This window comes from Desulfitobacterium chlororespirans DSM 11544 (assembly GCF_900143285.1).
GTDB classification, from domain to species: Bacteria; Bacillota; Desulfitobacteriia; order Desulfitobacteriales; family Desulfitobacteriaceae; genus Desulfitobacterium; species Desulfitobacterium chlororespirans.
Genome location: NZ_FRDN01000003.1, coordinates 65750 through 87235 on the forward strand (window position 1 = coordinate 65750; position 21486 = coordinate 87235).

At 45.9% G+C, this 21486-nt stretch carries 15 protein-coding genes; 4 read left to right on the forward strand and 11 right to left on the reverse strand.

The features are described from left to right. Nucleotides 1–194 precede the first annotated feature (194 nt). The 3 genes from argH to argF form a co-directional block, all read right to left on the reverse strand. The gene (gene argH, locus BUA14_RS00330; RefSeq protein ID WP_072770759.1) at nucleotides 195–1580 is read right to left on the reverse strand and encodes an argininosuccinate lyase; all 1386 of its coding nucleotides are present in this window, start codon (nucleotides 1578–1580) and stop codon (nucleotides 195–197) included. Nucleotides 1581–1671: 91 nt separating this feature from the next. Beyond that, nucleotides 1672–2901 carry an argininosuccinate synthase gene (locus tag BUA14_RS00335; RefSeq protein ID WP_178371576.1) on the reverse strand — a complete coding sequence of 410 codons (1230 nt, stop codon included), beginning with the start codon at nucleotides 2899–2901 and terminating at the stop codon, nucleotides 1672–1674. Between the two features lie 113 nt (nucleotides 2902–3014). Then, complete coding sequence (gene argF / locus BUA14_RS00340; RefSeq protein WP_143153401.1) at nucleotides 3015–3962, reverse strand: ornithine carbamoyltransferase; 948 nt, start codon at nucleotides 3960–3962, stop codon at nucleotides 3015–3017. A gap of 233 nt (nucleotides 3963–4195) precedes the next feature. Here argF and BUA14_RS00345 point away from each other — a divergent pair, with 233 nt between their 5' ends. Both BUA14_RS00345 and BUA14_RS00350 read left to right on the forward strand, forming a co-directional pair. Further along, a complete protein-coding gene (locus BUA14_RS00345; RefSeq protein WP_084078286.1) occupies nucleotides 4196–5410 on the forward strand; it encodes a zinc-ribbon domain-containing protein in 1215 nt (404 codons plus the stop codon). A 218-nt stretch (nucleotides 5411–5628) separates the two neighbouring features. Next, complete coding sequence (locus BUA14_RS00350) at nucleotides 5629–6519, forward strand: DMT family transporter (RefSeq protein WP_072770763.1); 891 nt, start codon at nucleotides 5629–5631, stop codon at nucleotides 6517–6519. Here the strand turns inward: BUA14_RS00350 and BUA14_RS00355 are convergent. From BUA14_RS00355 to BUA14_RS00390, 7 genes are all read right to left on the reverse strand, one after another. Next, nucleotides 6516–8564, reverse strand: a complete 2049-nt coding sequence (locus BUA14_RS00355; RefSeq protein ID WP_072770764.1) for a sigma 54-interacting transcriptional regulator — start codon at nucleotides 8562–8564, stop codon at nucleotides 6516–6518. The genes BUA14_RS00350 and BUA14_RS00355 overlap by 4 nt on opposite strands. Before the next feature lie 267 nt (nucleotides 8565–8831). Continuing rightward, a complete protein-coding gene (locus BUA14_RS00360; protein WP_072770765.1) occupies nucleotides 8832–10073 on the reverse strand; it encodes an MFS transporter in 1242 nt (413 codons plus the stop codon). A gap of 132 nt (nucleotides 10074–10205) precedes the next feature. After that, complete coding sequence (locus BUA14_RS00365) at nucleotides 10206–11462, reverse strand: MFS transporter (RefSeq protein ID WP_072770766.1); 1257 nt, start codon at nucleotides 11460–11462, stop codon at nucleotides 10206–10208. Nucleotides 11463–11683: 221 nt separating this feature from the next. After that, nucleotides 11684–12484: a 4Fe-4S dicluster domain-containing protein gene (locus BUA14_RS00370; protein ID WP_072770767.1), complete on the reverse strand. Its 801-nt coding sequence runs from the start codon at nucleotides 12482–12484 to the stop codon at nucleotides 11684–11686. 12 nt (nucleotides 12485–12496) lie between these two features. Further along, complete coding sequence (locus BUA14_RS00375) at nucleotides 12497–15076, reverse strand: molybdopterin-dependent oxidoreductase (protein ID WP_072770768.1); 2580 nt, start codon at nucleotides 15074–15076, stop codon at nucleotides 12497–12499. A gap of 461 nt (nucleotides 15077–15537) precedes the next feature. Further along, the gene (locus tag BUA14_RS00385; RefSeq protein WP_242954501.1) at nucleotides 15538–15822 is read right to left on the reverse strand and encodes a hypothetical protein; all 285 of its coding nucleotides are present in this window, start codon (nucleotides 15820–15822) and stop codon (nucleotides 15538–15540) included. A gap of 175 nt (nucleotides 15823–15997) precedes the next feature. Then, nucleotides 15998–17164, reverse strand: coding sequence for an MFS transporter (locus BUA14_RS00390; protein ID WP_072770769.1), 1167 nt, complete (start codon nucleotides 17162–17164; stop codon nucleotides 15998–16000). A gap of 283 nt (nucleotides 17165–17447) precedes the next feature. Between BUA14_RS00390 and BUA14_RS00395 the strand changes: the two genes are divergently transcribed. Next, the gene (locus BUA14_RS00395; RefSeq protein WP_005808645.1) at nucleotides 17448–18719 is read left to right on the forward strand and encodes a PucR family transcriptional regulator; all 1272 of its coding nucleotides are present in this window, start codon (nucleotides 17448–17450) and stop codon (nucleotides 18717–18719) included. Nucleotides 18720–18872: 153 nt separating this feature from the next. After that, complete coding sequence (locus tag BUA14_RS00400; protein WP_035213443.1) at nucleotides 18873–19217, forward strand: cupin domain-containing protein; 345 nt, start codon at nucleotides 18873–18875, stop codon at nucleotides 19215–19217. 105 nt (nucleotides 19218–19322) lie between these two features. On the opposite strand, the gene BUA14_RS00405 is transcribed toward BUA14_RS00400, so the two are convergent. After that, nucleotides 19323–21320, reverse strand: a complete 1998-nt coding sequence (locus BUA14_RS00405) for a cell wall-binding repeat-containing protein (RefSeq protein WP_084078288.1) — start codon at nucleotides 21318–21320, stop codon at nucleotides 19323–19325. Nucleotides 21321–21486: the final 166 nt, after the last annotated feature.

Genomic DNA, 21486 nt, shown 5'->3' on the forward strand with positions numbered 1-21486 from the left:
TCCCAATTTATCCCCGTGAACCTGTGACTTATTCTGTAGTTATCCACAAAGTTATCCACACTATGCACAGAGTTTTTTAAAGTTTTCTTTACAAATAAGCTTGCGCCCCTTGATTCTCGGGATATCTTGCTTTTAATTCATACCCCGTACGGGTACCTTTCAAGCTTATCCACAGGTTTTTCCACTTATCCACATTATCCACCTGTAAATTGTTCCAAAATATGCTCCGTCCAGAGAATAGCTTGAGCCACGCTTTCGGGAGAAGGACCGCCGGGAATATGGCGTTGACGGACACAGTACTCAATGCCGATGCTTTCAAAAAGATCTTCAGCAAATACGTCTGAATGCTCCTGGAACTCCTTTAAAGTGAGATCTTCCAGGCCACAGCCCCGTTTAGAACAGTAAAGGACCAGCTTGCCCACGATTTCATGGGCTTCTCTGAAGGGAACATTTTTCTTGGCCAGATAATCCGCTAAATCCGTGGCATTGGTGAAGCCACCCTTGGCACCTTCAGCCATAGCCTTTTTATTGACCTTCATAGTGCGGAGCATGGGCTCTACCACAAGGAGAGATTTCTGGATAGTATCCACTGCATCAAAAACCTGCTCCTTATCTTCCTGCATGTCCTTATTATAAGCTAAAGGAAGCCCTTTCATTACGGTAAGCAAAGCTATCAGATCACCATAGACACGGCCCGTCTTTCCGCGGACTAATTCGGCCACATCGGGGTTCTTTTTTTGGGGCATAATGCTGGAGCCGGTGGAGTAACCGTCATCCATAATGACAAATTGAAACTCTCCCGTGGACCAAAGAACCAATTCCTCGCAAAGACGGCTGAGATGCATCATTAAGATGGAAGCCGCACTGAGGAATTCCAATGCAAAATCCCGATCACTCACCCCATCAAGAGAATTCCAGGTGATGCCGTCAAACCCCAGCTCTTGGGCCACCATCTCCCGCTCTAAGGGGAAAGTGGTTCCCGCTAAAGCTCCGGAGCCTAAGGGGGATACATTAAGCCGCTTGCGAGTATCCTTTAGCCGGCCTAAGTCCCGGAGAAACATTTGCGCATAGGCCATCATATGGTGGGCAAAGGAAATAGGTTGGGCCTTTTGCAGGTGGGTATAGCCCGGCATATAGGTCTCCTGATGCTCTTTGGCAAGGTTCAAAACGGTCCGTAGAAGAGTAATCAGCAGCTCCTGGGTATGGTCAATTTCTTCCCGAAGAAACAGACGCAGATCCAGGGCTACCTGATCATTGCGGCTGCGTCCCGTATGAACTTTCTTCCCTACGGTCCCTACCCGCTCCGTGAGCAGCTTCTCTACATTCATATGGATGTCTTCGGCCCCGATCTCGAATTGAATTTTTCCCTCCCGAATGTCTGTTAAAATGCCTTTAAGGCCTTCAATGATTTGCTGTGCTTCTGCCGGGGTCAGGACCCCGATCTCTCCCAGCATCCGCGCATGGGCGATGCTCCCTTGAATATCCTGCTTGTACAACCGCTGGTCAAAAGAGATTGAGGAATGAAAATCCTCCACTAAGGCATCCGTTGATTTTTCAAAACGACCACCCCAAAGTTTCATCTATGCTCCATCCTTTCATGTAAAGAAAGCGCCCCGAGGGCGCTTTATCTCTCTTATCTGCTTATCCACACAGTGGATAAGCCAACTTACTCTATCTCAACCCTGATTTCTTTTCCATTAACGCTCTTACTTTAAGAGGAAGACCGAAGAGATTGATGAAACCTTCAGCATCCTTTTGGTTATAGACCCCGTCCCGTCCGAAGGTAGCAAATTCTTCACTATAGAGGGAGTAGGGGGATTTCGCACCGGCTAAGCTGCAATTGCCTTTATAGAGCTTCAAACGTACCGTTCCGGTGACATTTTTCTGGGTAACATCCACAAAGGCATCCAGGGCTTCCCGCAAAGGAGAATGCCAAACGCCGTCATAAACCAATTCAGCGTATTTCAGGGCGATTTGCTCCTTATAATGAAGGGTCAAACGATCCAAGGTCAAATGTTCCAGGGCTTGATGAGCTGTATAGAGAATGGTACCACCGGGAGTCTCATAAACCCCCCGGGATTTCATTCCTACTAAGCGGTTTTCCACCATGTCCACAATGCCAATGCCGTGTTTGCCGCCAACCTCATTGAGAGTCTCCAAAAGCTGAACAGGACCTAACTTTTCTCCGTTTAAAGAAACAGGAATACCTTGTTCAAAATCCAGTTCCAGGTACTCGGCTTTGTCGGGAGCATCTTCCGGTGAAACCCCAAGGAGATAAAGATCCTTTTTAGGCTCATTCCAGGGATCTTCCAAGTCGCCTCCTTCATGGCTGAGATGCCAGACATTGCGGTCCATACTGTAAGGACGATCTTTCGTTACAGGGACAGGAATTCCCCTCTCAACAGCATAGTCGATGGCATCTTCCCGGGATTTGATATCCCAGATCCGCCAAGGAGCTATAATCTCCAGATCAGGATTTAAGGCTTTGACAGCCAGCTCAAAGCGAACCTGATCGTTTCCTTTTCCCGTGGCACCGTGAGCAATGGCCACAGCTCCCTCTTTTGCCGCAATCTCCACCAAACGCTGGGCAATCAGGGGACGGGCAAAGGAGGTCCCCAGAAGATATTTGCCTTCATAGACAGCTCCGGCTTTTAGGGTGGGGTAGATAAACTCCGTAACGAATTCTTCTTGCAGATCTTCGATATATAATTTACTGGCTCCGCTCTTAATCGCTTTTTCGTGGAGGGGCTCCAGCTCTTCTCCTTGTCCCAGGTCAGCGGCCATGGCAATGACTTCATAGCCATAATTCTCTTTCAGCCAAGGGATGATGATCGAGGTATCCAATCCTCCGGAATACGCAAGCACTACCTTTTTCATAGGGATAACTTCCTTTCTTAACATATCATCTATAGTTTAGCAGATGAACTAAAATAGCCCCTTCACAAAGGACTGACTGAAGTCACTTTAAACTTTAACTCTATTAATTTCTTGATAAAACCCAAAATTCCTGCCTCTTACATCAATAAAGCCATGATTGCTTTATGAGCGTGGAGCCGGTTTTCAGCCTCATCAAAGACTACTGATTGAGGTCCTTCAAGAACCTCTTCCGTGATCTCTTCTCCCCGGTGAGCTGGAAGACAATGCATGACAATGGCATTGGATTGAGCCCTCTCCATGGTCTCCCTGTCGATCCGGTAGCTTTGGAAGGCTTTCATACGGATTGCGGCCTCTTCTTCCTGCCCCATGCTGGCCCAGACATCGGTGTAGAGCACATCGGCTTCCTCGGCTGCCGCAAGAGGCTCCTCCATCCATTCCACCAAGCCGCCGTATTGCTTAGCCTGTGCCTGTGCCTGAGCCACCACTTGGGCATCGGGCTTATATCCGGCAGGAGAGGCTATGACCACATGCATTCCCATTTTACCGGCAAACATCAGAGAGTGGGCCATATTGTTCCCATCTCCGATATAGGTCAGCTTTAAACCTTCCAGACGGTGCTTGTGTTCCTGAATAGTCAGCAGATCCGCCAGCACTTGGGTAGGATGAAGAAAATCACTTAACCCATTGATGACGGGAATATCAGCATACTTAGCCAGCTCAATTATATCCTGATGGCTATGGGTTCTGATCATAATTCCATCCACCATCCGGGATAAGACACGAGCGGTATCTTTTATAGGTTCCCCACGTCCAATTTGAATATCCCGGTTGCTCAAAAATAAAGCATGCCCTCCCAACTGAAGCATGCCGGCTTCGAACGCAACCCGGGTCCGTGTGGACGATTTGGTGAAAATCATGGCCAACGTCTTACCTTGGAGGATGGAATGAGAGGTTCCCCCTTTTTTCTCCTCTTTCAGCTCTTTAGCGACCTTGAGCATATGAAGAATCTCATCAGGTGTAAAATCCTGAAGACAGATAAAATCCCGACCTGTAAAGTGCTCTTTATGGAGAACCGGCATATGCATCTCCCTTTCCAGAAGAATTTGTTCTTATTTTAATATGAATTATTATACTAATTAATGCATAACAATACAATCTTCTTTTTGCTTTATTTTTAATTTAATTTCTACCAGCTTAAATTTTTCCAGCTTCTTTATCTCAGTATAAGGAGATTCCGAATCACATAAGGTAATCTAAAGTTTCGAAAATGACTATTCAAAAGGTGATCCCCCATGTAATATTATTATAGAACTGAAAGGTGGGATACATAGTGACCTGGACCGACCGCATGAAAAAAACCATTGAAACTTTCAAGAGAATGGCTCTCCCTCTCTTCGGCTTTTTTATTCTTTTGGCCTTAGTAGAGTTCATTATCACCGTTATTTCCCTTAGTGCAACCTTTTTGCCCTTTTTCGATATGAATGGCTTCAACCCATCCTTTTCCCCGGCACCCTATATGAATCCCAATATCCCAGTTCCCCCGGGATATGAATACGATCCGTCCCTGGGCTATTCTTTTGGCTGGGAAGAATTAGCACCTTTTATGAGCATGCTGCCGGGATTATTAGGCGGCATAGCCATTCTTATGGTATTGAGCATACTGATAGGCAGTGTTTTCTTTACAGGAATTTTTCACCTTACCAAAAAAGCTTACACTGAAAAAGCACAGTTTCGGGACATTAAGCTGAAGGGGCTGCCGCGGGTCTTGGGCTGGTATGCCATAGTTACTTTGATCAGCAGTATTGTGATCGGTGTGGGAATCCTCTTAGCAATGAGGTTTGAGTCCCCTTATTCCCTGGCCATGTTTGGCTTGATTTATATTCTTGTTCTTATGGCCGTAGGCCTCTTTGTGGCTCCGTGGGTCTCCTCGGCTCCCTACTATATGTTGAATCATGACAGCTTTGCTTTTGGGCAAGCTTTTAAAGAGAGTTGGCACTTCTACCGCCGCCATATGGGCCCCTTATGGGGAGCATTTTTCACCCTATTGGCTATCCAGCTGTTAGTCAATGCCATCTATCGCAGCTCTCCCGACATTGGTCTCATCCTCTCTTTGCTTACTACTCCCTTCCTAACGGTTCTGCCTATTGTCTGGGTATTGACTCTTGAAGAAGAGCCGCCTCTTCCGATCGGGAATATTTATGCTCCCAGTTCGGAGCAGGAAAGACATGACACAAAGGCAGATACCCCTGCTGAGCCCTCTTCTCCGGCAGACTCATCCCATGTCCCCCGGAAGGCTGCTTCCGAATCTGTTTCGAGGGATCCTTATGGCTCTTCATCGGCAACTCCCCTCTATACCCTACCGGAAAGTCCCTATTCAACACCTGAACCTCCCTATCATTCCCCTTCTGCACCTTCCTATGGAGGCACTTCTTCCGGAGAACAGGAGACGGAACCTGTAAACTTCTGCCCTACCTGTGGCAAAAAGGTGCGGGAAGGTGCCAGCTATTGTTCTCAATGTGGGACGAAGCTGTAACACTCCAGATTCGTTGCCTTGCCTCAAAGAGGCCGTTGTTCACTAAATGTTAGGGTTTAGTGAACAACGGCCTTTTCTATTGACCGAATCTGAAACATTTTAATCCCATTTTGACTCGTGGGATGTACATGCATGTTATAGATTCTTCCGCCTGGTTATGTTATCATCAACGTGATAAAATTCCCAAACAGTTTGTTCAACATGAAAGGGGTTAGCACTTGTCCGATCGCAACCAAGGGTATCTTCTCATTATTTTATCGGCTGTTTTTTATTCCACCCTGGGTATCCTGGGAAAGTTCATTTATAATACCGGCATAGAGATGAGTTTGGTCATAGTGCTTCGGCTCTTTGCCACTGTCATTTTGTTGGGGCTTTTTCTTTTAATCACCCGCAAAGAGCCTTTACTGACGTTTTCCCGGGCGGTACTTTTTCAGGGAATCTTTTTTGTGGCTACCGCCATCACATTTTTTCTGGCGGTTAAATACCTATCGGCTGGTCTGGCAACTGTTATTCTGTTCACGCACCCGGCACTGGTAGCTGTCCTGGCCGTTATCTTTTATCACGAAAAGATCGGTGCCGCACAGATCGCTGGGCTGATTCTGGCACTGCTTGGTCTATTTTTTATTTCCGGGCTGTGTATTGAAAGCAGCACGGCTTTATCTCCTCTGGGACTTATTCTGTCGGTTTTGTCAGCTGTTGTCTACGGAATTTATGCTCTATTGGGGCAGAGAGTAGTAAAAACAGATGGGATTTGGACCATTACCTTCACGATTTCCTTAATGGGTCTGGTGATTTCGGCCCTTATTTTTCCGTATAATCTTTCTGCCTTGCTTTCCATCACACCGTATCAGTTATTCTTAGGCTTCGCCATGGCCTTCCTGGGTACAATCCTGCCAGTGGTTCTCTTTCTAAAGGGAGTGCAGAAAATCGGTTCATTGGTTGGTACCCTGATCAGCATAATCGAAATTCCTTTCGCATTGATTTTGGCCTATCTGCTGCTGGGTGAAGTTCTGACCTCAATGCAAGTAGTAGGAACCCTTCTGATTCTCATTGCCACCACTATGGCCGTCACCATCAAACACCAGAAGGAAAACGATGGACGAAACTAATACTCTAAATGATATTCCTTAAGCTTCTTATAAAGCGTTGACTTACCCAGTCCCAGAATATTTGCCGCATTGGCGATATTCTGATTGGTTTGTTCCAGGGCATTTTTGATGGCCGTGATTTCCATTTCCCTTAAAGACATAACTGAACAGAACAGCCTTGAATTCTCTGGGGTTATGGGGTTCGTAATATCGTCTGGCAAGTCATCGACCTCGATAACATTACTCTGGGTTAAGCTCACTGCATATACCATAGAATTTTCCAGTTGCCGCACATTTCCCGGCCAGGCATATTCTTGAATTTTTTTTTGAGCTGCTTTGCTCAGCACCGGCATTTTTCGCCCGACTTTTTGACTTGTGCCCTTTATGAAAAACTGAGCAAGGCCAATAATGTCATCCGGGCGCTTTCTTAAGGGAGGAATCTGTAGTTTAAATACTGCCAGGCGGTAATACAGATCCTCTCTGAATGTTTTTTCCTGAACCATGATATTCAGATTTTTATTACTGGCGGAAATAACCCGGAAGCTAACTGGTATATATTTTTTACCTCCCACCCTCATCACTTTCTTCTCTTCCAGAACCCGCAGCAAGACAGGCTGAATCTCCAAGGGCATATCTCCGATTTCATCTAAAAAGAGGGTGCCTCCATTAGCCAGTTCAATCAGACCGGGACGGCCTTTTCGTTCCGCACCGGTAAAAGCCCCGCCCTCATAACCGAATAGTTCGCTTTCAATGAGGTTTCGCGGCATAGCGGAACAGTTAATTGAAATAAAAGGACCTTCGGGGCATGAGGCATTATGAATCGCCTGAGCAAATAACTCTTTTCCTGTCCCGCTTTCTCCATGAATCAGGACATTGGCGTAAAGCTTCGAATACTGCCTGGCAATTCCTACAGTTTTCAGGAACAGCGGATCCTTTCCCTGGATATCCTCAAAAGAATATGTTGCACTGGCTCCGCGCCAATCGTTGACGAGTTTCTTAAGATTTTCGATCCTGGAGAGATGAATGACAATACCATTCAGCTTATCATTAACATTGCATGTGTCTTGAGGAACAATAGGGTAAATAGACATCACATATTGCTTTTCCGCTTCTCCATTATCTATGATAATTTCATGATTGCTGACAGCTTTACCGTCTTTAAGTATTCCCGTAATTTTATCGTTTTGCAGATACTTTGTGAAGTGTTCCCCTAAAGCCTCTTCCTGGGTAATACTAAGTATCCTGCAGCTCTCATCACTGATATGCGCAGTCATTCCGCGCTTATCCAGGGTGATTAATCCCCCTTCAACGACGGCTAGAGTCGCCTCTAAGGTGCCATTGCTCAAACTTAACTCTTCATTAGCCTGCTTTAACTTAAGCTGGTTTTCAATAGCAAAGGCCATAGATGTGATCCAGCCCAGAGAATGAGCTTGCATATTATAGATATCTTTCTCAGCAAACAACTGATATATGGTAAGCGTTCCAATCAGATCACCATATTGATCAAAAATCGGTGTCGATGATACGATATTCTCATCTAAATGAATGCAATAATTGTAAGGACCAATGAATTGGACGGGCTTGCGGAGGATAGCACATAAGGTATGGGCGTTGGTTCCTGTTACATTTTCACTAACGATAGTTCCAAACTCCTCTTCAGGAACCTTTTCCTTATCTCCTTCAATGAACAGAATGACTCCGCGTTCATCGGTCAACAGCATGGTATAGCCCGAAGCAGATAACAGGCTTAAGTATTTCTTCATTAAAGGAACTGCCGTTTGGATCAACATCTCTTTTCTCTCCGCCAAAACTTTCTTTTCTTTCGATGACAATTGATGGGCCTGAGCTGGCTTATAAGGGTCCACACCATAGTTTTTCGATCGTATCCAAGATTCAGCGACTTCAATAGGGACGTAAGGTGATTTTCTAGGATCTTCGTTTTGCTCTAAATATCTTAGTTTAGCCGCTTTAACCTTTCCCCAGATACTAAAGTCCACCTGGGCATCTTCGTTTAATCCAAGCTTTAAAGGCAGGGCTTCGACGGGAAGTTCTACATTGATGTCCACAACATCATCACCTCTTGCATTACTGAAGATTTGGGCTGTCAAAAACAACTTTGCCTGGGATTCATTAGTTAATACGGTCGCCTTGTTAATTATAACACTAACTACTATTCTTTAGCATAATTAAGCCTAAATTCACGCCTGCAGACTTATGCTTTCTGATATGCCAACAAATCCGCTTGACAGCTGCGAAGCTCTCAAGCGGATTCTGGATTATGTCACGCTTAGCTTAAGATAATTCTCACTACCTGCATCGATTTTTTCATAGTATCAGTGGACAAATAGCTGAGCAAAAGCGGCAGTGGTCCGGATATTTTTCCGGCGCCTTTTCATCAGATACCAAAAACTTACTGCTCCAATGATCCCTATCAAGGCAAAAAGTATCATGGCGGGAACGGCTGCCAGCCAATTGCCGCCATACCTTTCTACAATAGCACCTAAAACCACCGTACCGACGAAAGCCCCTAAATGATCCCCTGCCGTGGCTATTCCCAGAGCAACTCCCAAAGTTTGGGGACTGCGTGCTGCGTCAGGAGCAACGGCAAAAACCACCGGTGGAATCATTTGCAAAACAATGCCATTGACTAAAACAAAAGGTATAACCTGCCATTCGGCATTCAGGCAAAAAGACAGGGAGAAAAAAATACCGGTAATAACTGTGACAATGATCAGCAGACGGTTGAGATTCCTAACAGAGGATAATATGGCCGTCATAAAAAAAACTCCGGTCACCATTCCAAAGGTCATGAGGCTGGTTTTCGCATTGACAACCGCCAGCTCCATGCCCAGATGCTCTACGCAAAAGGTGGGGGCAAAGGTGGAATAGGCTGCACAACCCAGTCCGAATATAGTAAAAACAAGCGTAAGCATCCAGATCTCCGGGGACTTGATCTCCAGGGAAATAGCCTGCCATTCTTTGTCCAAACTGACTGATGCCTTCCCAATCCCGGCATCCTCGGGGTCATCCACAAAAATCTTAAACAATACCAGCATCACCGCAAAGAGAATTGCCGTGAAACCCCAGACACCCCGCCAAGTAAAATGCTCCATAATGATATTAGACACGTTAAAAATAATCAATATGCCGCAAGGCGCCCACATGGTCCATAAAGCCATGGGCCGCCCTCTCTTTTCACCAGGAAACCATTCGGCAATAATCGTAGGCGCTAATACTGTAATCAAGCCGAATCCCACTCCTTCCAAAAGGCGGCCCACAAGCAGGCATTCAATCCCCTTGGCAAAAAAGCCCATCAGGTTGCCAAGGAATGTACAGCCCAGAGCAAACATTCCCAGCTTTTTGGGGCGGAACTTAACCGTCAGGATTCCGCCAAATAATGCACATACTATGGCCGTAATAGCCACCACAGACATTAGGAGCCCACCCATGGTCAAACCCACTCCCATATCCTCCATAATGATAGTCATGGTCGGAGGAACTTTAAATTGACCCATGGAAAAAACGACTCCGGTCAGGATCACAAACATTGCAACCACCCATGGATTCTTCTTCATACTACATCTCATCCCTTTCAGGCCCATCGGGCATCTCACTGGAAGAAAGCCCCCCAAGCCAGGAAAAGCAAGAAAGCCTTTTTGTGGGCTGCGACTACAGGCCACAGAAAGGTCACTTGTGTACTTATCGGCTTATTTTTCTATGGTTACTACATTCTTTCTTAGGTCAGAAGGTGCAGTGTCATACTTCTTCTTCATGATGGGAATCATCAGTCCCGCTGCAATGGTCGCAATGGCACAACAGATTCCTATAGGGATCGCCAAGGCTCCCCAGGAGCCGAAAATATCAACAAACCGTCCGCAGATGATATTGGTCAGAATACCGCCAAGGCTCTGTCCAAACATAATAACCCCCATGGCGATGGGCAACATGGCAGGAGTCGCTGCAGCTTCCGGAGCGAGATTCAGGAGAATCGGAGGGATACTCTGACAGATGATACCGTAGATCATCATAAAGGGGATAACCATTCCCACAGCGGGCATATTGAACTGAACTACTGACACAAGGGTAAAAATAATCCATACTCCCAGATAAAGAGCGCTGTGTTTTTTATTGGGGATCCTGGTGAGCACAAAGCCGGTTAAAATACCGCCGATAATCATGGTAATATTGGCTATACTGCTCACACTATTAGCAGCAGCAGGATCCATCCCCAAACTATCTTGGAGATACACAGGATAGAAAGCAGCGTAAGCGCCGTTGGCGATAGAAAAGGCAAAGAACCCGATAGCAAGGCACCAGGGGCCAGGCGTCATGAGAACCTTGCTCAAAGATTCTTTGGGTTTAGCTATGTCTTCCAAAGCCGCTTGCTCGGTAGCTTTATCCCCTTCAGGCAACCTAACCGTCAAAGCAAAGATAACAAAGAAGACCGCAGCCAAAACCGCAACCAGCCACCAGTTTCCTCTCCATCCATAGTTTGGCGTTATATAGTTGGAAACATTGAGAATGAACATGGATCCGAAAGAGACCCAGAGGGTCCATATTCCCATAGGTAATCCACGCTTCTCCGGAGGGAACAAGGCGCTGATAATCGGAGGGGCTGCCATACCCATCAGACCAAAACCAACCCCTTCTATGAAGCGGGTAGCTAAAAGCATGCCATAGTTGGCAGTTAAAGCACCGGCCACATTACCGGCAAAAATAACCCCCAAAGCTATGAGAATCACTCGCCGGGGACCGATCTTCTGCATGATCCCGCTGCCGGGGATGGAAATGATCGTTGCTGCAATTCCGTTGGCAGACATAAGCATACCTGCAGCGGTCATACTAATGCCTAAATCCCCTACTATAAACATCATGGTCCCCGCGACTTTGAATAGACCCGCAGCAAAAATAACTGTAGTTAGAATCGTAATGATAGCCATAAACCAAGCCTTTGTTCTAGACATTATTAATCCCTCTCTCTTAGTTTTATTTGAGGATTAAGTTCGGTTTTTTAGTTATTGAAGACTTTTAGCAACTTTATAGGATTATTAAATAAACATTGTTTGATTTACACACAAAATCAGCAATATAGTGACACATCGCTCAATTATTATCTTACACTGAATCATATATACATCCGGAGGGGCAAGGCGCCCCCCGCCTCTCCGCAATGTTAACCTAACTGCTATTTTTCCATGGGAATATCGCCAATATTCAAACTTTCTTTGAGATCAATCCCATCCTTAGTCACAGTTTGGTAACCTTTTGCTTCCACCTTCAGGCTATAGGTTCCAGCTTCTACCTTACGGAACCAAAAGTCCCCGAAGGCATCACTATGAGCTTCCCTGGTCAAACCGTCGGTACCGGTTAAGAGCAACTTAGCTCCTTTGATAACCTCATCCTGTTCCGGGTCCCAGACTTCCCCGCCAATAAACAGTTTGGGTAAATTGAGATAATATACTCTGGGGCGGGTTCCCCATTCGGACTCCATAGTTTCTGACTGCGCAATCTCCTCGGCAAAATCCTCTTCATCTCCAAACTGCAGAGCTCCTGTAGCGCAGAAGTCCACACAGCGGGGAAGTTCGCCCTCATTCACCAAATGGGCACAACCTGTACATTTTTGAGCAACATTTAAAACATCGTTCCAATAAACAGCTCCGTAAGGGCAGACCTCAACTAAGTCCTTTTGGCCTTCCCCTTTGACCGGATCAAGGATGACCAATCCATCTTCTCTTTTATAGAAAGCCTCGCTTTTCTTCATACAAGGGGCATCATCACAATGCATACAGGGATAGGGAGTATATTCCAGCTTCACCTTGGGAACCTGGCCGTGAGTTTTTTCCTTCAACTTCATCCAAAAATGGCCCGTATCCGGCTGCGGTTTGGCATAGGGCATCCAGTCATTATCCACATGCTCATCTTTACAAGCCACCTGACAGCCATAGCAGCCGTTGCATTTGGCCACATCCACAACAAATACTTTCATCTTAACTCCTCCTTACAGCTTGACATAGTTTTCAATGCTGACTCCGATGCCTTGATCATACTTGCGATTGAAGGCTTCAGGGTATTGCTTGGCCAATGCAAAGACATCGGCTTTCTCTATTCCAACCAGAAAACCGCTGGTGCATTCCCCGGGAGCATTCTTGGAGGTTGTCTCAGTAGGACAAATCAGGTTATTCACACCACCGCGATCACTGATCCCCGACTCAATTGGGTCAAGCCTTGCGCCATGGTCCTGTAAGACGACTTCCGGCATAATCCGCTCGGTTACATAGACACCACCTAAGGTCCAACCGCGATCATTAAAGACTTTCACCACATCACCGCTCTTGACTCCAAGCTTTTCTGCATCCTTGGGGTTAATCCAAACGGGTTCATACTGATAGCCATCGGGTCCAACCACTTTACAGGTTTCGATTTCCCGGAACCAGGTCACATCATCCATATTGGCATGAACACGCCAACGGGGATGGTTGGAAACAATAAGATAGGGATACTTTTCGCTGCGGGGATGGAGCCGGCTTTCCTGATGTCTATCTCCAAAAGGAATAAATTTCGGATAGGGTCCGCGCTCATCGTCGTCCGGGAAGTTATTGGCCAGTTCTTCAGAATAAATTTCCAATTTGCCGGTGGGGGTATTCAAGGCATATTCTTCTGGGTCATTATAGAAGTTTTCAAAGCCGCGGGTACTCTCTTCCCAGTTCTCGGCGGTTGGTGTGATGATATAGCCCTTTTCCTTGAACTCTTCAAAAGACATAAGATGCTGAACATTGGAGTTCTCAAAGCCAAAGCGGATCCATTCCTCTTCGGTTTTTCCTTCCACATAGGCATTGTAAACGCCCAGTTTCTTGGCCACTTCTCCAACGGCTTCCCAATCGGACTTGGATTCCCCCAGAGGTTCAATAGCTTTATCTTCCATATATAAGGTGCAGAAGTTGCCGCCCACATTATCGACACCGATATCATTTTCTTCATACTTGGTATTAATAGGCAGGATCAGGTCGGCATAGAGGCAGTCATTTTCCAACCAGGGATGTTGCGCAATCACGGTGTGAATTTTTTCACTGCGCAAAGCCTCGATCATAGAGTTACCGCCGTTCCAGCAGGTGGTCCAGCAGGGTGTATCCGTCCAGATCATATGCAGTTCTTTAGCCCCGGGTATGGGGTATTGGTATTCAATGAACTGATCCCAGCGCGGCCAGCCGGCTAAAGTGAAGCCGTGCCATTTCAGGGAATTCTCATCTGTGTAGTCCCCTAAGATGGCTTTGGGAATTAAGGTTTTGGGAATAAAGGAAGCAGGCTGAACAAAGTTAAAACCACGATAAGCGGGATCGAGTGTCGGAACAATCTCCGAACGGGGGGCGGGCATTTGAGAATCCATACCATAGAAGTTCCATTCAATAAACTTGACAATATTACGGCCCCTTTCCCCTAAGCCCTGCATAGCCATCAGGCAAACTTCCAGGCGAGCCGGTTCATGAGAATAAGTGGAGCGAATCAGTGAACCGCCGTTGCAATGAGCAATGGAAGTTTTGGTTTTTGCCCATTGACGAGCCAAGGCTTTAATCGTACGGGCCGGAACGCCGCAGATAGGTTCCGCCCACTTGGGAGTCTTCGGCGTTTTATCCTCGTCTTCTCCCAGGATGTATTTTCTAAGGTATTCAAAACCCACGGCATGGGTCTCGATGTATTCCTTATTCCAAGTGTCTTCCACAAGCCAGGTATACATAATAGCCAGATGCAGAGCAGCATCCGTATTGGGAAAGACAGGAATCCACTTATCATTATGGGCGGCACATCCGTAATTCACATCCGGGCAAATATAGATCTGTTTGACACCGATATCACTGAGCCAGTTGCAATATCTGCTGGGGAGCTGGCCGCCCCAACCCCAGGGAGTGGTTTCCATATCGCATCCCCAGAAAACCAGCATATCAGTGTTTTCCGCAATATCCAAAAGCAGGTTGCCCATGTCGGCCTGACCCACGGGATCCTGACCCCAAACATGTTTGGCTCCCCAATACCATCCTTCCCAGCTGTCAGGTTGCCGAGCTTGCATGGTGAATCCGCCCAGTTGATTGAACAAGCGGGTATTGCAGCCATGAGCAGCATGGACGACCTTTGTCTCGCCATGACCATCGCATTGCAGCAAGACGGATTCCAGACCGTATTCTTTCTCAATCCGGCGGATTTCTGAAGCGATGATATCGGTTGCTTCATCCCAACTGATACGAACGAATTTGCTTTTGCCCCTGTTTTGCGGATTTCTTTCCCCATCGGGATCCCAATCTTCTCTTTTTAAAGGGTAAAGAATGCGGTTAGGGGATGTGATCCTTTTCTTATAGCCGATGGCAAAAGGCGGAATTTCCGATTTTCTGCTGGCTTTGAATTCACCGCCCCGGGCTTTGATCGTCCAGGGGCGGAATTGTGCCAAGTCATAAGCTTTGTCATAACGGGCAGGACGAGTACGAACCACCTTGCCGTCTTTCACGTCAATCTCCGCAAGATTCGCGCCTACGCCAAAAGAGCAAAGGCCTGTTCCCTTATATACTGTTTTGACATCTTTGTTTAACATTGAATTTCCTCCTTGCTTTTCCTATCCTTGTGCAGAATTATCTCCGGAATCTTCCGTAGTCAGATCGGTTTTGCATTTCGTACAGACTTTCATGGTTGATGCACACAAAGCTCTGCAATTCGGACATTTCTTTGGGGCATTCACCACAGTATCCTTGGTTTACTTATAGGGTAATGCAAACTCTTTCTTAGGCATGACTTCACCTCCCAGGGTACCTTCCACAGCTTGGCCCGCTCTACTTTTCTGCATCTTTGCTTTCCTTTTTTTCTTCAGTTTCTAACGCCTCTTGACACTTTTTGCATAGTTTAAGATTGGAAGGATTCAATGTTCCGCAAGAGGGACATTTTATGGGCTTGTTTACTGTAGGGGGTCTAAAACACATACTCGTACCTCCTCCTTTTTCTTAACTGACCTCAAGACATAAATTTGCTAAATGAAATGCCTCACCTATTGGGAATAAATTATCTTTCACATTTGTGTGGTTTGAACATAGATTTGAGCTGCCGCCTCACCTCCTCCACTTTGAGAATCTTTTCTACTGAAGAACTTATGCTGAAACAACCTCCATCCCGATAACGCTCTTTACCCTCACGCTTTTTAATGCAAATATCATGCCAGCTTTTAAACGGCTGCTTTATCCACTTTTTTGTGAGATCTATATAAATAAACCTGTCTCCTATGGAAACTTTGTCTATAAAATAGAAAATCCATGCTCCATGACTTACCGTTGATTGGCACTCATCCACTCCATCCGTCTCCTGAATATTAAAAAGCACGACAATGGCTCAACCATTATCGTGCTTTTTAATATGTTCCAATACAACGCCATTTAAGGTCCTTTCGTAACAATAAGCCCCAGATGGCAACGACCTATCCGTCTTTCATCTTCTGCCAGTACCGCCTGCGACATGGCCGGCTGGTTCAGCGGGCGGGCACATCCTCTGAGCTGCCTTTCTTCGCAACCATTGCTTCAGCCAGAACAAAGACAGCCATGAGCAAACTGGCGATCATCGCTACCAAAAAAGAATCTCTGCCAATCTGAAGTCCAAAGAGTTTTCTGACTCCGTCATAAACATAGGGCTGGATAAAGCCGCCAATATTCATGGCACTGACACCGATGGAAATGGCTAAGGCTACTAAGGGAGGAGGGACCGTGACAGAAAGCTTTACCCAGTAAGAAGGTACCAGGACCCCCATGGCCAGACCGATAAGCGTCGTTGCCACAAAAAATTGTGTAAGGGTATAAGAGGTGTAGCCTATACCAAAACCAACGCCGAAAAGGAGGAAGAGCAAGGTAAATGTATAATCCTTTAACACTCTCATGACCTTTCCAGCGAAGAAGCCTCCGATGAGACCACCGACGGTCATAAGGGTTAGGGCTACCCCAATAGAGGACGCATCAGCAATCTTTTCCCCATCGAGCATCACCGCCGCATTGTTGGTGAGGATAAATAAAATCATTTGAAAAGCAAACAAAGCGATGAAAGAGGGATAAACTTTACCAGGCATTTTTAACTTTTCACCTTGAGGAGCTGTCTTTCGCTGGGGTTCCGGAAGGGTAAAATGGACAGCCAGGAAGATGATAACTCCAAGCAGATAGGCGTAAAAAGCATAATTCCAGCCAAAGGAGCCAAGAAATCCCCCGGCCATCTGATACATAATACCGCCGATGCTGGTAAAAGCCGATTGGAATCCCATCATTGTCTGTCTTTCATGTCCGTCAAAAAAGTCGGAGATCAGATCCGCTGCCATAGGCATCAGAAAGCCAAGACCAACTCCCAATAAACAGCGCATAGCCAAAATCAGGGTAAAATGGGTCATGAAGGCCGGCAAAAACCCACCCAGAACAAAGCAGAGGGATGCAAAAGCCAGCAGAGTTTTTTTAGGAAAATATTGAGTTAATTTCCCATAAATCGGTGCGAAAAACACTATGAACAATGAGGGCAGACCGGAAATCAACATGACTGTGGTGGGATCAATATCAGGAAAAGCTTTCATGATATCGGCTAATACCGGATTGGTGACCATAGCCCCCATCCCCATAGCACTCACGGCGAGTACCCCAAATTTTAACGTGCCTTTACTCATAACAGACCTCCTACATTAATGCTTGAAAACATAGTCCTGATCTTTGACCTGTACCTCCAATGAAGGGAAATCACGGGTTGCCCTTGGACAGCCGCAGATTTATACTTGTAATATGTTAAACTAAGAGTAGCTGGTTTTCAGGCTCTGCCGAATTCTGCTCTTCGCCCATAGATAGACTTTTATCAATTCTCCTTCCCACTCTCTTCGACCTATGGAAGATTATCTGTTTTTACGCAGATCAAACTGTGCATAGTGCATAGTCTAACGGTTTGAAATAGGAGGCATGGATATGGACATCTCTTCTCTTCATGAACAGACCTCACTTTCCGCGAAGTTATTGAAGGCATTGTCTGCGGACTCATCTCTTCAATCTCTGGTTGCCATCGGTCATGAACTGCTCCAGAATCCCTTTTCCATTTTGGATTTGCGTGCCAATGTTCTGGCTATAACCGGAGAATCCTCCGTAGAGGATGACCCTGTATGGAATGAGACCGTCCATACTGCGAGCAACTCCCTTCAGACCTTTTCTTACTATGTGGACAATAAACTCATCGAAAAAATTGCTGAAAGCGACGCCCCTTTTTTCTGGTCGGATGCCTATTCCAAATATCCCCGCATCATCGGGAAAATTATGATTGAAGGAGAGCATTTGGCTCATATTATTGTCTGCGCCCACCAGAGGAACTTTAACGAAGGAGACCTGAATACAGTTTCCCTTCTCTGCCAAGCGGTTTCCATTGAGCTGCAAAAAAGCAAATATGTTATTTATTCCCGTGAGCTGTCCCATGAGGCCTTTCTCTACGATTTGCTGGAAGGAATTCCTCAAAACTTAAAGCATATGGATAAACAACTAAACCAACTTAGATTAGCCCTGAAAAGCATCCTCTGCGTTATAACCGTTGACATTAGTAATTGGGACAAAACCATCTCCACCCTTCCTTATCTAAAAGATGAATTGGAGCTGCATTTAAATTATGCTAAGGGGGTTATTCATAACCGCAAAATCATTCTAATCGCCAGCTTTGAGAGTGAACAACAATTCTTCGCAACAGAGCTGGAGGGGTTAAGGCAGTTTATCCTGGCTTATAACCTGGAAGCAGGCATCAGCCGTCCTTTTTACAACCTTAAAGAGCTGCGTTACTTTTATCTGGAATCCATCGAGGCTCTTAAAATAGGCAAGCTTATTCATACTGACCGCTCTATTTTCCAATACGAGGATTATGTCATCTTTCACCTGATTATAAACTTTACGAGGGATAATGAGGATCTCTACAGCCTCTACAGACTCATCCACCCCGGCATTATCAAGCTCCTGGATTACGATAAACAAAATAAAAGCGAGTATGCCTACAGCCTTTATACCTATATTTTCAACTTCAAAAACACCACCTCTTCAGCGGCCTCGCTGAATATCCATCGCAATTCCTTTTTTAACCGTATGGAAAAAATCGAAAAGCTAACGAATATGGATTTGAATCATAGTGACACCTTGCATTATCTCTACTTTTCCTTTAAGATTCTGGAGCTGCTGAACATCTCAATGCCTCGAATATAGTCTTTGGCGAATCCTTTCACGTAAACATGTTGCTGAGAAATGGACTTTACACCTGTACCTGAGTATTTGTATACTAGATCAGTGTAGCGTTGCATCGCACTCATACTAAAGAGTTATGCTATAGCAATCAAACCTGATAAGGAGGGTTTAAAAATGATTAGAAAAACTATTGATGAAACAGTCCATAACGCTCGGGGTGGTGAAGGAAGTGTGGTATTCTCTCACATCCTGACCAAAGAAGAGCTGATGGGACACGCCAATGTCTACGCCAAAGTCACAGTAAACCCCCATAGCAGCATTGGCTATCACCAGCATGTCGGCAACACTGAACCCTATTATATTCTTTCCGGAAAAGGCATCTTCACTGATAGTGACGGAACACGCAGTGAGGTAGGTCCCGGAGATGTATGCGTTATCAAAGTAGGGGAAAGCCACGGCTTGGAAAATAACACTGATGAGGATCTCGTCATGATGGCACTCATCATCAATGAAGGTTAATGATCACAAAAAGTGAAAAATGGGGACAGGTACCGTGATTCAAATTAAGTTGAATCATGGTACCTGTCTCCTCTTTTTATGTCCCCTCTTTTTACCTTCTTTATCTCAATAAATCTTTATGGTCAAGGTGCCTCCCTCTACCCATGTCCGCAGGACAAGGGGTTCCTTGGTATTGTTTTTGAATTTAAAATCCAGCACAGCATAGAATACGGTGGCATCTTGACCCGGAGGCACATAGCCAACCGGCAGGGAATGATGATGCCTTTCGACGATTTCTAAATGGGCCTGATTGGCGGCATTGAAGAGAGTGGATGAAACCTGGCATATTCCTCCGCCAATACCCGGTATGAAACGATTCCCTTCGATAACCACAGCTTCCTTATACCCTGCTGCCATAGTCCTCTCCCCCACCGTCTCGTTGAAGGAGAAGATTTCACCCGGTGCTAAGCGGGCACCATCGATGGCTTCGGCAGCCAAGCGAATATTCTCCGTACGGTTCACTTCGTTGACGTTAAAGTGAGTGGAAAACTCGGTCAGGGGCAGGGGCTCACTCACTTTAAGATTTAATTTGACGGGCTTTTCATATCCCTCCACCCTTCCTTCCAGAACCTTTACTCCCATAGTCTGAGTATTGATGACGGACCCATCCCATCGGACGGGTAAATTCACTATATCGCTATTATAAAGATGTGCTGGAACCGTTGCCGGTAAGGGATACTCCTTTCCTTGTGCCACTGTGGCTTCGATCTCAGGTATGGAGTGAATGTCTAGGGCTCTCACCGACCCTAAGAGCAGATCTGCGGCGCTTTTTAAGATCGCACCAGGTACCGCACCTTCGCCCCCAAAAGCGACAAGGTCCGTCTTGATCTCATGTAGAGAGAGGGTTTCCAGGTATTGAGCTGCAGCTTTGGGCAGGGTAGGAGTTGAAGGATCGATAAAGACAATAGGGGCTCCCTTTTGAGCGGCTACCACACTACCCGATAGGGCATCGGCAAAATTATGGCCTGTGGTAAGATATAAGACTGGTGGATTGGGAGCAAAGGTTTTCGCTATAACCACGTTGGTATCATAACGGGATAGCCCTGTTAAGCGCTCCACATGGACCTGGGGCAGTAATTGATGAATCTCGGAGAGAATATGGTCGGAAATGGCCCCTGTTCCCCCTGTGATATAGATCTTATCCGGCCTCTTTTCCTGAAGGAATTCCTTGAGCTCCGGAGACAGCCCGGCCGGAGGAGATAATAAAATGGGCCAGCCTTGATTGGCCGCAAAGCTGGAGATGCTCAAGGCATCGGCATACTGTTCCCCCGAAGATATGACTATTGTAGAGTATGTGCTTTCCTTGAGAGCAGCGGCGATTTGATAAGAGGTGTCATATCGATCCTCACCGGCAATTCGAACTACCTTAGAGAATCCAAGATCGATGAATTTTCTCTCAAACTCACCGGCGATAATCCCTTCTCCACCTATGATATATAGGGTTCCTTCGGGGTCTAGGCTCTGAACAACATAGTCGAAAGCATCCTGAGAGGTCTCGGTTTTAGTATCCACTAAAACTATCGGGGCCTTCATTTCATGAGCCATCACACTGGCCGATAAGGCATCGGCATAGCCGTTTCCGGTGGCGATCACCACATTTTTCACTTTTTCCGGAGAACTTTCCGGAGGATCATCGGAGCTGTTTTCAGGGCTATTGGCAAGGATTATTTGGTCGCGATAATACTCAGAGATGATCTTGGCTGTCTCGTATCGAGTATCCCCGTAGAGCCTGTATTGGTTTATTTGATGATTTGCCGTCGATTCGGGGAAATCTCCTGCCTGAGGATCTGGCGAGGCAACGACAGGAGTATTCATCGAGATACAATAGGAAAGGATAACTACAGCGGCAATTTTTTTGCTCTTCTTCATGGACCCCACTCCTTCAGTATGCATCCCGAATATTATCTCATAGTGAAGAAGTGAAGCCTGTCGAAGAGGGTATTCTGTGCTCAGACTTATTTGCTTACATTCTGTCTTAAATTCCCTAATGAACACCTTTGACAAAGATCTATAGCTCAGCCTGGGATCGTCCAGGTCTTTTACTGCCTTTTCATCTATCTGCATCCTATGCCCGACTATCTGTACTATATCTTCGGACTATCTGTACTAATCTTACGATAGTTTTAAGTATTTTTTTATTCTTATCTCTGAAACTGTTTACACTCAACTATAACAGTGATATCATAATAGTATCGTATTAATCTTAATCCAATTTTACTCTTAAAGGGAG

Bases quoted from the DNA above. Each gene is read 5' to 3' on its own strand.
- BUA14_RS00370 (WP_072770767.1), bottom strand. From the start codon at position 12,484: ATGAAAGTATTTGTTGTGGATGTGGCCAAATGCAACGGCTGCTATGGC.
- argH (WP_072770759.1), bottom strand. From the start codon at position 1,580: ATGAAACTTTGGGGTGGTCGTTTTGAAAAATCAACGGATGCCTTAGTG.
- BUA14_RS00335 (WP_178371576.1), bottom strand. From the start codon at position 2,901: ATGTTAAGAAAGGAAGTTATCCCTATGAAAAAGGTAGTGCTTGCGTAT.
- BUA14_RS00405 (WP_084078288.1), bottom strand. From the start codon at position 21,320: ATGCAGATAGATGAAAAGGCAGTAAAAGACCTGGACGATCCCAGGCTG.
- BUA14_RS00365 (WP_072770766.1), bottom strand. From the start codon at position 11,462: ATGTCTAGAACAAAGGCTTGGTTTATGGCTATCATTACGATTCTAACT.
- BUA14_RS00390 (WP_072770769.1), bottom strand. From the start codon at position 17,164: ATGAGTAAAGGCACGTTAAAATTTGGGGTACTCGCCGTGAGTGCTATG.
- BUA14_RS00400 (WP_035213443.1), top strand. From the start codon at position 18,873: ATGATTAGAAAAACTATTGATGAAACAGTCCATAACGCTCGGGGTGGT.
- argF (WP_143153401.1), bottom strand. From the start codon at position 3,962: ATGCATATGCCGGTTCTCCATAAAGAGCACTTTACAGGTCGGGATTTT.
- BUA14_RS00395 (WP_005808645.1), top strand. From the start codon at position 17,448: ATGGATATGGACATCTCTTCTCTTCATGAACAGACCTCACTTTCCGCG.
- BUA14_RS00375 (WP_072770768.1), bottom strand. From the start codon at position 15,076: ATGTTAAACAAAGATGTCAAAACAGTATATAAGGGAACAGGCCTTTGC.
- BUA14_RS00360 (WP_072770765.1), bottom strand. From the start codon at position 10,073: ATGAAGAAGAATCCATGGGTGGTTGCAATGTTTGTGATCCTGACCGGA.